This window comes from Kitasatospora sp. NPDC030952, from assembly GCF_055571335.1.
Map to the genome: position 1 here is coordinate 1 of NZ_JBVIFM010000040.1, position 13,295 is coordinate 13,295.

General features: G+C 76.0%; 8 protein-coding genes. 7 read left to right on the forward strand and 1 reads right to left on the reverse strand.

From position 1 onward, the window contains the following. From ACZ47G_RS38195 to ACZ47G_RS38225, 7 genes are all read left to right on the forward strand, one after another. Positions 1-857: acyl carrier protein (locus tag ACZ47G_RS38195; protein WP_465750882.1), on the forward strand; the 857-nt coding region annotated here is incomplete at its 5' end. 26 nt (positions 858-883) lie between these two features. Further along, complete coding sequence (locus tag ACZ47G_RS38200; RefSeq protein ID WP_465750925.1) at positions 884-5,770, forward strand: type I polyketide synthase; 4,887 nt, start codon at positions 884-886, stop codon at positions 5,768-5,770. Positions 5,771-5,790: 20 nt separating this feature from the next. Continuing rightward, positions 5,791-7,320, forward strand: coding sequence for an FAD-dependent monooxygenase (locus tag ACZ47G_RS38205; protein WP_465750884.1), 1,530 nt, complete (start codon positions 5,791-5,793; stop codon positions 7,318-7,320). Between the two features lie 162 nt (positions 7,321-7,482). Continuing rightward, complete coding sequence (locus ACZ47G_RS38210; protein ID WP_465750886.1) at positions 7,483-8,511, forward strand: 3-oxoacyl-ACP synthase III family protein; 1,029 nt, start codon at positions 7,483-7,485, stop codon at positions 8,509-8,511. Continuing rightward, positions 8,508-10,415: an HAD-IIIC family phosphatase gene (locus ACZ47G_RS38215; protein ID WP_465750888.1), complete on the forward strand. Its 1,908-nt coding sequence runs from the start codon at positions 8,508-8,510 to the stop codon at positions 10,413-10,415. The genes ACZ47G_RS38210 and ACZ47G_RS38215 overlap by 4 nt, the downstream gene beginning before the upstream one ends. After that, positions 10,412-10,639 carry an acyl carrier protein gene (locus ACZ47G_RS38220; protein WP_380461392.1) on the forward strand — a complete coding sequence of 76 codons (228 nt, stop codon included), beginning with the start codon at positions 10,412-10,414 and terminating at the stop codon, positions 10,637-10,639. The genes ACZ47G_RS38215 and ACZ47G_RS38220 overlap by 4 nt, the downstream gene beginning before the upstream one ends. Continuing rightward, entirely contained in the window at positions 10,636-12,504 is a 1,869-nt protein-coding gene (locus tag ACZ47G_RS38225; RefSeq protein ID WP_465750891.1) for a 2-oxo acid dehydrogenase subunit E2, read from the forward strand. Before ACZ47G_RS38220 ends, ACZ47G_RS38225 begins: the two co-directional genes overlap by 4 nt. Before the next feature lie 55 nt (positions 12,505-12,559). On the opposite strand, the gene ACZ47G_RS38230 is transcribed toward ACZ47G_RS38225, so the two are convergent. Further along, positions 12,560-13,159 (reverse strand): TetR/AcrR family transcriptional regulator, encoded by a 600-nt coding sequence (locus ACZ47G_RS38230; protein ID WP_465750893.1) that lies wholly within the window; start codon positions 13,157-13,159, stop codon positions 12,560-12,562. Positions 13,160-13,295 lie beyond the last annotated feature (136 nt).

Below are 13,295 nucleotides of genomic sequence, written 5' to 3' on the forward strand. Positions count from 1 at the left end.
CCCTCGCCCACCACCGCCACACCCAAGGACTCCCCGCCACCAGCCTCGCCTGGGGACTCTGGACCGACACCAGCACCATGACCAACACCCTCACCCACACCGACCACCAACGCCTCAACACCACCGGACTCACCCCCCTCACCACCCCCACCGCACTCACCCTCTTCGACACCACCCTCCACACCCCCCACCCCCACCTCCTCCTCACCCCCACCGACCGAACCGCCCTACGCCGCCACGCACGCAACGGCACGCTCCCGCCGCTCTTCGACCGGCTGGTCCCCGCCCCCGCCCGGCAGGCGGCGGCATCCGCCGGCAGCGCGGCGCTGGCCGAACGCCTCAGCGGCCTGGACGAGAACAAGCGGGGACAGGTCCTGCTCGACCTGGTGCGCACGCACGTCGCGACGGTACTGGGCCACGAATCGGCCGCCGGCATCGTGCCGGGCCAGGCGCTCAAGGACCTCGGCTTCGACTCGCTCACCGCCGTCAGCCTGCGCAACCAGCTGTCCGCCGCGACGGGCCTCCGGCTGCCGACCACGCTGGTCTTCGACCACCCCAGCGCGGCGGCCATCGCGAGCCATCTCGGCGAGCAGTTCGACAACGGCGGTGCGGGTCGGCAGGCGCCGGTCCAGGCGGAACTGGAGCGTCTCGAAGCAGCCGTGGCCGCCACGGACCTGGACGACGCGGGCCGGGACCGGCTCGGTGCCCGGCTGCAGGCCCTGCTGCTACGGGTCACCGAGACGCGGGGGGCGGCAACGGCCACCGCGGACGGCGACGATCTCGCGTCGGTGACCGACAACGAACTCTTCGACGTCCTCGACCAGGAGCTCGGGCTGGCAGGGCTGGAGGACCGATGACCGGAGGACCTGCCCAGATGGACGCGGTGAAGGAACAGAAGGTCGTCGACTACCTCAGGTGGACGACCGCGGAGCTGCAGGACACCCGGCGGCGGCTCGCCGAGGTCGAGGCCGCCCAGCGCGAGCCGATCGCCATCGTGGCGATGGGCTGCCGCTACCCCGGCGGAGTGCGGTCGCCCGAGGACCTGTGGCAGCTGGTGGCGGACGGCGTCGACGCGGTCTCGTCCTTCCCGCGCGACCGCGGCTGGGACCTCGACGCCCTCTACGACCCGGACCCGGAGAAGGCCGGCACCTGCTACACCCAGGAGGGCGGGTTCCTCTACGACGCCGCCGACTTCGACCCCGAGTTCTTCGGGATCAGCCCCCGCGAGGCGATGGCCGTCGACCCGCAGCAGCGGCTGCTGCTGGAGACGAGCTGGGAGGTGTTCGAGAACGCCGGGATCGACCCCGCCACCCTGCGCGGCAGCCGGACCGGTGTCTTCGCCGGCGTCCTGTACGACGACTACGCCGCCCGCCTGATGGAGCGGACGCCGGAGGGCTTCGAAGGCTTCCTCGGGACCGGGAGCGCGAGCAGCGTGGCGTCCGGGCGGATCGCGTACACCCTCGGCCTGGAGGGCCCGGCCGTCACGGTGGACACGGCGTGCTCCTCCTCGCTGGTCGCCCTGCACCTGGCGGCCCGGGCGCTGCGCGCCGGGGACTGCGAGCTGGCGCTGGCGGGCGGGGTGACCGTGATGGCGACACCCGGCGTCTTCGTCGACTTCAGCCGCCAGCGCGGCCTGTCACCGGACGGGCGCTGCAAGTCGTTCGCGGCCGGCGCGGACGGCACGGGCTGGGGCGAGGGCGTCGGCCTGCTGCTGCTGGAGCGGCTCTCCGACGCCCGCCGCAACGGGCACCCCGTCCTCGCCGTGGTGCGCGGCTCGGCGGTGAACCAGGACGGCGCCTCCAACGGGCTCACCGCGCCCAACGGCCCGGCCCAGCAGCGGGTGATCCGCCAGGCCCTCGCCGACGCGCGGCTGGGACCGTCGGACGTGGACGTGGTGGAGGGGCACGGCACCGGCACCGTCCTGGGCGACCCGATCGAGGCGCAGGCCCTGCTGGCCACCTACGGGCAGGACCGGCCCGCCGAACGGCCGCTCTGGCTCGGCTCGGTGAAGTCCAACATCGGCCACACCCAGGGCGCCGCCGGCGTCGCCGGGGTGATCAAGATGGTGCAGGCCATCCGGCACGGGGTGCTGCCCAGGACCCTGCACGCCGCCGAGCCGAGCCCGCACGTGGACTGGACGGCCGGCAGCGTCGCGCTGCTGGCCGAGGCCCGCCCCTGGCCGCACGAGCACCGGCCGCACCGCGCCGCCGTCTCCTCCTTCGGGGTCAGCGGCACCAACGCGCACGTCATCGTGGAGGAGGCGCCCGGCCCCGCCGACGCGACACCGGAGGGCGCCTCGGCGAACGGCACTTCGGTGCACGGCACCACGCCGAACGGCACTTCGCTGGACGGCACTTCGCCGAACGGCACTCCGGTGCAGGGCACTTCGGTGCAGGGCACGGCAGCGGACGACACCGCGGCCCGGCCGGTCCCGCTGGTGCTGTCGGCCCGGAACGAACCGGCCCTGCGCGATGCCGCCCGCGAGCTGGCCGTCCGGCTCGCCGCCGACCCGGCGCCGCGCCCCGTGGACGTGGCGTTCTCGCTCGCCACCACCCGCACCGCCATGGCGCAGCGCGCGGTGGTCGTCGGCACGGACCGGGCCGAACTGACCCGCGGCCTGGACGCGTTGGCCCGGGGCGACCTGCTGCCCGGCAACGTGGTGGTGGGCCGCGCCGAGCCCGGGCCGGGCGGGCTCGCCTACCTGTTCACCGGCCAGGGCAGCCAGCGCGCCGGGATGGGACGGGCCCTCGCCGCGGCCCACCCGGTGTTCGCCGACGCCCTGGACGAGGTGTGCGCCGAGCTGGACCGGCACCTCGACCGCCCGTTGCGCCCACTGCTCTTCGGCACCAAGGACCACCCGGACGCCGCGCTGCTGCACCGGACGCAGTACGCGCAGCCGGCGATCTTCGCCGTGGAGACGGCGCTGTTCCGGCTGCTCGGGCACTGGGGGCTGCGGCCCGACTTCCTGTTGGGCCACTCGGTCGGCGAGCTGACCGCCGCGCACGTGGCCGGGGTCCTCGGCCTGTCCGACGCGGCCGGGCTGGTCGCCGCCCGGGCGCGCGCCATGCAGCGGGCCCGGCCGGACGGCGCGATGGTCGCCGTCGAGGCGGCGGAGGAGGAGGTGCTCGCCACCCTGGTCGGCCGCGAGGCCCAGGTGTCGGTGGCGGCCGTCAACGGGCCGTCGGCGACGGTGGTCTCCGGGGGCGAGGAGGCGGTCCTGGAGGTCGCCGCCCACTGGCGCGCCGAGGGCCGACGGGTCCGGCGGCTCGCTGTCAGCCACGCCTTCCACTCCCCGCACATGGACGGTGTGCTGGCCGAGTTCGGGGAGGCCCTGGCCAGGGTGACGTTCGCCGAGCCGACCGTCCCGCTCGTCTCCAACGTCACCGGCGGGCTCGCGGACCCGGCCGAACTGCGCTCCGCCGGCTACTGGTTGGGGCACGCCCGGCAGCCGGTCCGGTTCGCCGACGGCATCCGCACGCTGCGCGCGGCCGGGGTGACCTGCTTCGTCGAACTCGGGCCGGACGCGGTGCTGACCGCACTGGCGCGCGAGTGCCTGCGCGACCGGGGGGACGGCGGGCCGGCGGACACCGACGGGACGAACGGCGGGCCGGCGGCCGGCGGGCGGACGCCCACGCTGGTGCCCGTGCTGAGCGCCCGCCGGCCCGAGCCGCAGACCGCGCTGACGGCGCTGGCCGCGGTCCACGCGACGGGCCGCCCGGTCGACTGGGCGACCCTTCTCGCCGGCACGGGGGCCGCGCGCGTCCCGCTGCCGACCTACCCGTTCCAGCGCCGGAGCTACTGGCTCAACCCCGTCGCCGACCCGGCCGGGGCCGCCTCCGGGCCGGGGCAGCGATCCCTGGAGTCCCGGTTCTGGGCGGCCGTCGACGAGCAGGACGCCGAGTCGCTCGGCCGGTCCCTGCGGCTGTCGGATGCCCAACTCGCCTCACTGGCCGAGGTCCTGCCCCTGCTGGCCGTCCATCGGCGGCGCGCCGGCTGGCATCACCGGACGCTCTGGCAGCCCGTCGCGGAGGGCCCGGCGGCGGCCGCCCGGCGGCTGCTCCTGCTGATGCCCGACGGTCCGGACGACGACGGCCCGGCGGCCCGGCTGGCCGCCGGGCTCGGCGACGCCGCCGACCGTCTCGTGGTGCCCGCCTCGTTCGGGAGCACCGGGGCTGCCGCGGACGCCGACGGCCTCGCCGCACTGGTCGGCGCCGGACGCCCGGACGGAACGCCCGGCGCGGTCGTGTCGCTGCTCGCCTTCGCACCGGAGCCCGGCCGGGGCCTGGCGCTGACCGCCGCCCTGCCGCAGGCGCTGGACCGGGCCGGGGTGGACGCTCCGCTGTGGGTGCTGACCAGCGGCGCGGTCACGGTCGGCCGGCTCGACCCGCCGGTCTCGCCGGACCACGCCGCGGTCCGGGGCCTCGGCGAGGCCCTCGTCGGCGCGCACCCGCACCGCGCGATCGGCCTGCTCGACCTGGAGGTCCCGCCCGCGCGGCCCGGAGCGCATGCCCCGGCCGCCCCGCGCCGCCCGGACGAGGGGGGATCCGACCGGTCCGCACGGCGGCTGGCCGGCCTGCTCTCCGCGCCTCCGGCCGACCCGCGCCTCGCACTGCGCGGTCCCGGGCTCTTCGCCCGGCGGCTGGCCCGGGTCGCCCCGCCCGAGGACGGCCGCGACCTCCCCCGGTGGCCGGAGGGACCGGTCCTGGTCACCGGAGCCGATCCGGTGCTCGGCGGCCACGCGGTCCGCTGGCTCGCCGAGCACGGCGCCACCCGGTTGGTCCTGGCCGGCCCGGCGGACCCCGCGGCCGGCGCCGCCGGGGCGGCCGATCTCATCGGGACGGCGGAGGACTCGGGCGCCGAGGTGACGGTGGCGCACTGCCCGGCCGGCGACCGCGAGGCGCTCGCCCGGGTGGTCGCGCAGTGGCCGCCCAGGGCCGTGGTGCACCTCGCCCACGCCGGCGGCGCGTCCCCGTGGGCGGCGGTCGACGCCGCGCTCGCGGTCGACGAGGCCACCGCGCACCTCGACCTGGCGGCGTTCGTGGTGTGCTCCTCGGGGCCGGGCGCGCTCGCCGCCCCCGGCGAGGACGGGCCGGCCCCCGTGCACGCCGCCCTGGCGGCGGTGGCCCGGCGACGGCGGGAACGCGGGGGGCGCGCACTGTCCCTCGCCTTCGGACCGCTCGCCCCCGACCCCGCCGACACCCCCGGCACCAACGACGCCCCCGACCCCGCCGGTGCCGCCGCCGTCCCCACCGACGGCGAGCACCCCGTCTCCCCCGCCGGCCTCCGGCCGCTGCCGGCGGCCCTCGCCGTCGAGGCGCTCGGCTACGCCGTGCAGCCCGGCGCCGGGGACGTGACGGTGGCCGACCTGGATCGGAGGGCCGAGCCCTGGCCCGGGTCCGACCCGCTCTTCGCCGGCCTGCCCGGCTTCGCCTCCGCCGCCTCGGCCGCGTCCGCACCTGGCTCCGCCGCCAACTCCCCCGCCCCGGCCGTGGATCCGGCGCTGTCGGCCCGGCTCGCCGCCGCGGATCCTGCCGAACGCGCCGCGATCGTGCTGGAGCTGGTCCGCGCCAAGGCGGCGGAGGTCCTGGGCATCGACGCCGCCGAGGGCGTCGGCCCGGACGCCGATCTGCCCACTCTGGGCCTGTCGTCCCTGGCCGCCCTCGACCTGAGTGCCCAGATGCGCGCCGCAGGACTGGACGTGACACCGCAACAGGTCTTCGACAACCCGACACCCGCCAAGCTCGCCGCGTCCGCGTACCCGGCCCGCTAGAAACCCCGGAGGACACCTCCATGCACCACGACATCGTCATCGCCGGCGCCGGACCGGTCGGGCTCATGCTCGCGTGCGAGCTGCGGCTGGCCGGCGCGGAGGTCGTCGTCCTCGACGGCCGACCCGGCCCCGAGGCCCACTCGCCGGGCGTGGCCGTCAATCCCGGGGTCATCGAACTCCTGGAGATGCGCGGGCTGATGAAGGCCTGCCGCCCGGACGGCTTCGAGTTCCCGATGGCCCACTTCGCGCACATCTGGCTGGACCCGTCCGCGCTCGCCGACCGCTACCCGTACAACTTCTCGCTGCCGCACGGCAAGCTGGTCCACCACCTGGTGGAGCGGGCGCGGGCGCTGGGGGCGGACCTGCGGTTCGGGCACCGGGTGGTCGGCGTCGAACAGGACGAGCACCTGGTCGAGACACGGGTCGAGGGCCCGACGGGCGGGCAGACCCTGCGCAGCCGCCACCTGGTCGGCTGCGACGGGGTGGACAGCGTGGTGCGCCGGGCGGCCGGCATCGCGTTCCCGGGCGACGAAGAGCCCTTCCACGGCACGGTCTCCGACTTCTCGGTGACGTCGGACAGCATCCTCCTCCAGCACCTGGGCGCCCGCGAGTACCCGGCGGGACTGCTGGCGGTCAGCCCGCTGGGGCCGGACACGGTCCGGGTGCTGACGGCCGAGTTCGGCGTGCAGCCGCCCGGCGGGGACGACGCGCCGGGACTGACGGAGGTCCAGGGCGCGGTGAGCCGCCTCGCGGGCGTCGCGTTCGCCGGTGAGCCGCCGCTCTGGTCGGCCCGCTGGTCCCATGCGACCCGGCTCGCCGAGCGGTACCGTGCCGGGCGGGTGTTCCTCGCGGGGGACGCCGCGCACCGGCACTTCCCGCTCGGCGGGCAGGCGCTCAGCACCGGCCTGGACGACGCGGTGAACCTGGGCTGGAAGCTCGCGGCGGACCTCGCCGGCCGGGCGCCGGACGGCCTGCTCGACAGCTACCACGACGAACGGCACCCGGTGGGGGCCCGGGCCTGTCTGACGACCCGTGCGCAGGCGGCGCTGCTGCACCCGCTGACGCCGTTGCGGGAGGTCTTCGCCGAGCTCATCCGGTTCCCGGACGTCAACGAGTACCTGGTCACCATGGTCGGCGGCACCGACACCCGCTATCCGCTGGGGCAGGCCGGAACGAACGCCGATCCGCTGCTCGGCCGCCGGCTGCCGGGGGTGGCGGCGGCCGCGCGGGCGGTGCCGGGGCTGGCGGCGGCCTGGGAGGCCGGCCACGCGGTGCTGCTCGACCTCCGCGACGGAAGCGACGGAGGCGACGGAGGCGGCGCCGACAGCACCGGTTCCGGTACCGGTACCGGCACCGGCCTGGCCGGCCAACTCGCGGGCCGGGAGGGCCTGGTGGACCTCGTCACGGCGAAGCCGCTGCCCGGCGTGGACGCCGAGGCGGTACTGCTGCGGCCGGACGGCCGGGTCGCCTGGACGCTGCGGGCGGAGGGGGACTCCACGGGCCTCGCCGCCGCCCTCACCGCCCTGTTCGGCGAGCCCGCCGCTTCCTAGGCCCGGTCCGGCCGGCCCCGGAAAGCACCACCGAAGAGCACCCCGGACCACGCCCCGGGCCGAGCCGCACCGGCGCCGGCCCGCCGGCCCGCCGGCCCGCCGGCCCTTAGGACCGATTAAGCGCCACGGCACAGCATGACGGTGGCAGGCGAAAGGACGAACATGGACGTGTACGTGCACTCCGCCGGGACGGTGCTGCCCGGCGCGCCGGTGGACATCCCGGCCCTGGCCCGACGGTTCAAACTGCCCCAGGTCTGGGAGCAGTGGGTCGACACCTTCATCGGCACCCCCCTCCGGCACTACTCGGTGGACCTGGACTCCGGCGAGGTCCGCTTCTCCCTGGCCGATCTCGCGGTGACCGCGGCGCAGCGCGCGCTGACGGCCGCCGGGATCACGGCGGCCGAGGTCGACCTGGTCGTGATGGGCACCTCCTCGCCGGACATGCTGATGCCGGCCACGGTCAACGTGGTCGCCGACCGGCTGGGCATCGACGGGGTGCCCGGCTACCAGCTCCAGTCGGGGTGCGCGGGCGCGGTGCAGGCCCTCGACGTGGCCCGGCACATGCTGGGTTCGGGGGCGTTCCGCACCGCGCTGGTGATCGGCGCCGACTCCTGTGCCAAGCACTTCGACCTGACGTTGGACGTCAGCGCGCTGCCGCCCGGCGAGCAGGTCAACGGTGTGCTGTTCGGGGACGGCGCCGGGGCGGCGGTGCTGAGCACGGAGCCGTCGGCGGAGCCGGTCGCGCTGCGCTGGACGCAGGTGCGGTGCGTGGGCCGGAACCGGCCGCCGGGGCAGACCCTGGACTGGTTCGGCGCGGCGGACCGGCACCTCGACCGGCCCGCGGCGGTCGAGGACTACCAGGCGGTCCGCGATTGCGTTCCCCCGCTGGCGGTGGCCACCCTCGACGAGGTGCTCTCGGAACTCGGCTGGGACCGGGACGAGTTGGACTACATCCTGCCGCCGCAGCTGTCCGGCCGGATGACCGCCGAGATCCATGCCCGGCTGGACGTGCCGGACGCCCGGGAGGTCAGCTGCATCCGCGAGACCGGCAACACCGGCAACGCGCTGCCGTTCTTCCAGCTGGAGCGGCTGCTGCCGCGCATGATCGCCGGTGACCGGGCGGTCGGGGTGGCGATCGAGTCGAGCAAGTGGATCAAGGCCGGGTACGCCCTGGAGAGGGTCGAGCGATGACCTCCGCCCCCGCCGCCCCCTCCGCCCCCTCCGCCCCCTCGGCCCGCGCGGTGGCCGAGCTGCACGCGGCCGGCCGGCTCGCCGACGACTACCCGCGGGTCCGCGGGCTGCTCGCGGACCTGCCGGACGCCGAACTGGCCAGGGCGGGCCAGGTGCTGGCCCGGCTCGACCCCGACGAGGTGCTGCGCGCGCACCCGTCCGCCCCGGTGGTCGGGGTCGCGGTCACCGGGCACCGCACGCTGGGCACCCTGGTCCCCCCGCTGACCGCCGAACTGGCCCGCCACGGCCTGCTGGCACGAACGCACCTGTCCGCTTTCGACGGATGGGTCTTCGACCTCGGCGACCTCGGCAGCGGCCTGTACGCGGCGCGGCCGGACGTCGTGCTGTGCGTGCTGGACCCGGAGGTGGTCTTCGACGAGGTGCCGCTGCCGTGGACGGCCGCGGACGTCGAACGGGTCCTGGACGAGAAGGTCGCGCTGGTGCGCGGCCTGGCGGCCGCGTTCGGCCGCCAGGGCGCCGGCACCCTGGTGCTCAACACGCTGCCGCTGCCGAGGCGCTTCACCGCGCAGCTGGTCGACTACCGCTCCCGGGCCCGGCTGGGCGCGGCCTGGCGCACCGCCAACGCCCGGCTGCTGGCGCTGGGCGAGGAACTCCCCTCGGTGGTCACCCTGGACCTGGACCCGCTGCTCGCCGAGGGGATCCCCGCGGAGGACGCCCGGCTGGGCCGCTACGCCGGGGTCGGCCTGTCGCCGGCCCTGCTGGCCCGGTACGCCCGCGAGGTCGGGCACCTGGCACGGCACCTCACCGGGCGGACCCGGAAGGCGCTGGTGTGCGACCTGGACGGGACGCTGTGGGGCGGGGTGCTGGGGGACGACGGCGCGGAGGGCGTGGAACTGGGCGAGACCCCCCGGGGGGAGGCGTTCGCCGCGTTCCAGCGGGTGGTCCGGCAGCTCGGCTCGCAGGGCGTCCTGCTGGCGGTGGCGAGCAAGAACGACCCGGAGCCGGTCGCCGCGGCGCTGCGCGACCACCCGGGCATGGTCCTGCGGCCGGACGACTTCGTCCGGGTCGCGGCGAACTGGCGGCCGAAGCCGGAGAACCTCGCCGAGCTGGCGAAGGCCCTCAACATCGGTGTGGACTCCTTCGTCTTCGTCGACGACAGCGCCTTCGAGTGCGGGATGGTCCGGCACGCGCTGCCCGATGTCGCGGTGGTCCGGCTGGACGAGGAGCCCGCCCGGCACGTCGAACGCCTGCTGTCCGACGGCTGGTTCGACACCCGCGAGCTGAACGCGGACGACCGCGCCCGGTCCGCCCGCTACCGGGAGGAGCTGGACCGGCAGAGCTTCCTGGCCTCGTTCGACTCCGTCGCCGACTACCTGCGCGGGCTAGGGGTGCGGGTGCGGCTCGCGCCCGTGACGGAGGCCGAGGTGGCCCGGGCCTCGCAACTCACGCTGCGGACCAACCAGTTCAACATGACCGGCCGGCGGCTCCAGCCGCCCGAGCTGCGGGCGGCCGCGGACGGCGCCGGGAGCCGGGTGCTCGCCATCCGCTCCGCGGACCGGTTCGGCGACAACGGCATGGTCGGCGTGGTCCTCACCCGGGCCGAGGCCGGCGTCGTGCACATCGACAACTTCGTGCTCAGCTGCCGGGTGTTCTCCCGGGGCATCGAGACGGCCTGCCTGAGTGCCGTGCTGGCGGACGCGAAGGCCGCCGGGGCGCACGCGGTGGAGGCCGTGTTCCGACCGGGCCCGAAGAACGCCGGAGCGCGGGACTTCTATCCGGAGCACGGCTTCACCCGGGCCGGCGAGGCGGACGGCGGTGGCGTGGTCTACCGCCACGACCTGTCCGCCATCGCGGCGCCGCCCGCGCACATCGAGTTCACCGAGTCCCAGGAGGAGAGCAGTTGACGACCATCGAGGACTTCATGGTGCTGGTCCGCGACGAGATCGGGCTGCCGCTCGGGCCCGAGGACGCGGGCCTGCCGCTCGACCGGCTCCCGGGCTGGGACTCGGTGCACCTGCTGACCCTGCTGACCGCCCTGGAGCGGGAGACCGGGCGGCCGGTCTCGCTGCCGGACGTCCTGGCGGCGGGCAGCCTGCGGGAGATCCACCGCGTGGCGGTGGGCGCATGAGCGCCGGGCCGTCCGTGCCGGTCGGGCCGGTCGCCAGGGAGCGGCGCCCCACCCTGTACTTCCTCCGGGAGATCCGGTCGTTCGCGCCGGTGCACCTCGACACCGAGGTCGACATGACCCGGGTCGGGGCGCTCCGCGCGGCCGCGCTCGCCGAGGGCCGCCGCTCGTCGTGGCTGAGCTACGTGCTGTTCGCGGCGGGGCGCGCCCTCGCGGCCCACCCGGCGGCCAACGCCGCGATCGCCGGCCGGGTACGGCCCAAGGTGGCCCGGTTCGCCTCGGTGAACGGCAAGTTCACGATGGACCACACCACGAACGGGCAGCGGGTGGTGCTGTCGGCGGTCGTCCCCGACCTGCAGACGGCGGGCCTGGAGGAGATCCAGCGGCAGGTCGACCACTACACGGGCGGCGACGCCGAACAGCTGCCGGAGTTCGCCGGCGCCCGGCTGCTGCGCCGCCTCCCGTGGGTGCTCGGCGAGGCGGCGTACCGCTCGCGGGTCCGCCCGCTGCGCGGCCGGGCCGCCGCCGTCGGCACCGTCGCGGTGACCTCGCTGTCCCACCGCGCGGTGGACGGGTTCCACTCGGTCGGCGGGACCACGGTCACGATCGGCCTCGGGCGGATCACCGACCGGCCCGTGGTGCGCGACGGCGCGGTGACGGTGGCGCCCGTGATGCGGCTGAACCTTACCTTCGACCACCGGGTGATCGACGGCGCGGAGGCCGCCGACCTGCTGACCGACCTCAAGCGCCTGCTGGAGGAGTTCGAGGACGAGCCGCCCCGGGCGGGCGGCACCAACGATGTCGGCGAGTTGAAGCAGTTCGTGCTGGCGCACACCCGGGGGCAGAAGGTCGCGGACCACGAGCAGGTGCTGGCCCGGATCCGCGACGACGCGGACGGCGAGGGCTCGTGGGCCGCCGAGTGGACCCGCTCGGCGAAGCGGCTGGAGCTCGAGGGCCGACTGCTGGACGCGTGCCGCCACTACTCGATGGCCCGGTTCCCGTTCGTGGACGGGGCCGCACGCCGCCGAGCACTGGACGAGACGGTGCGGACCTTCGACGAGTGGCGCCGGAAGGACCCGGACATCGAGCGCTTGGAGGTGGAGCTGCCGAACGGGCGGGTCGCCGCCTGGGCGACCGGGATGTCCGACGGCGTCCGGCGGCCGCTGCTGATCGTCAGCGGCGGCATCGTCACCGTCAAGGAGCAGTGGGGGCCCACGCTGGCCGCGATCCGGCGCCTGGGCATGGCCGGCATCGTCACCGAGATGCCCGGCGTCGGCGAGAACACCCTGCCCTACGACCGGGACGCCTGGCGGATGCTGCCCGGGCTGCTCGACCACGTGGCCGACCGGGCCGACGTGGCCGACTCGTACGCGCTGGCCCTGAGCTTCAGCGGCCACCTGGCGCTGCGCGCCGCGATGGACGACCGCCGGATCAGGGCGGTGCTGACGGCCGGGGCGCCGGTCAACGGCTTCTTCACCGACCGGGACTGGCAGGCCACCCTGCCGCGGATCACCGTGGACACCCTGGCGCACCTGATGGACCGCAAGCCCGACGCCGCGCTCGACGAGCTGCGGGAGTGGGCGCTGCGGCCCGAGCAGCTCGCCGCGCTGGACATCCCGGTCCGCTACGTCGCCTGCGCGCGCGACGAGATCATCCCGGGCTCGGACGTGTCCCTGCTCCACACCCACGTGCGGGACTTCCGGAGCCTGGTCCACGACGACGTGCACGGCGCGCCCGCACACTCCGTGGAGACGCAGCTGTGGCTGATCCGGTCGCTGCTGGGGATCCGCGGCGGGAACGTTCCCGCGGCGCTGACCATCGGCCTGCTCTACCGGCTGGCCCGGCTGCGCGGCGGCGCGGCGCGCTGACGGCTCCGGGCCGGGCCGCCGGGACCCCGGGCCGGGGTCCCGGCGGTCGGTGCCGCTATGCGGTGGGCGCGGGGAGCGCGGGGGCGATCCGTTCCAGGGTGGACCGGATGGCCTCCGACAGCGGGACGTTCTGCGGTTCGTCGACCCAGAACTCGATCGCGACCCGGACCGCGTTGACCACCATGGTGGCCAGCAGCCGCGGGTAGACGTCGGCCTGCGGGTCGACGCCGAGCCGCTCGGCGATCCCGGCGGCGAGGGCGGCCTCCCGGGCGGCGTGCGCCTTGAGGTACTCGCCGCCGAGCGGCGAGGTCGCGACGGCCAGCCGCACCTTGGTGACGAGGTCGCGGTCCACGTTGTCGCCGGCCAGGAAGGCGGCGAGCATGGCGTTGACGACCGCTTCGAGCAGCGGTTCGTCGGCCGGCCGGTCCCGCAGGTGCTCGCGGATCGCCGCCGACCGGTCGAGGTCGACCGCGTACAGGGCCTCGTTCTTGCTGCGGAAGTAGTTGCCGAACGAGCGGGTGGACATGCCGGCCCTGGCCGCGATGTCCTCGACCCGGACGTTCTCCCAGCCCCGTTCGACCGCCAGGCCGAGCGAGACCTCGCTGAGCGCGCGGCGGACGGCGGCCACCTTGCTGTCCCGAACCGTTGGCGTCACGGCCCCAGCGTCGCACGCGGGTTCCGGCCGGGCAAGTTCCGACACCGCAGGGAATTGCCGAGTCGGCAAGAAGTGCCGGGCCGGGCCCGGGCCACCTGGGCCGCCTCCGAGCGCTTTCAGGGCCTCTTTAGGCGGG

Coding starts and splice junctions, on each gene's coding strand:
- ACZ47G_RS38225 (WP_465750891.1), top strand. CDS start 10,636: ATGAGCGCCGGGCCGTCCGTGCCGGTCGGGCCGGTCGCCAGGGAGCGG.
- ACZ47G_RS38205 (WP_465750884.1), top strand. CDS start 5,791: ATGCACCACGACATCGTCATCGCCGGCGCCGGACCGGTCGGGCTCATG.
- ACZ47G_RS38210 (WP_465750886.1), top strand. CDS start 7,483: ATGGACGTGTACGTGCACTCCGCCGGGACGGTGCTGCCCGGCGCGCCG.
- ACZ47G_RS38215 (WP_465750888.1), top strand. CDS start 8,508: ATGACCTCCGCCCCCGCCGCCCCCTCCGCCCCCTCCGCCCCCTCGGCC.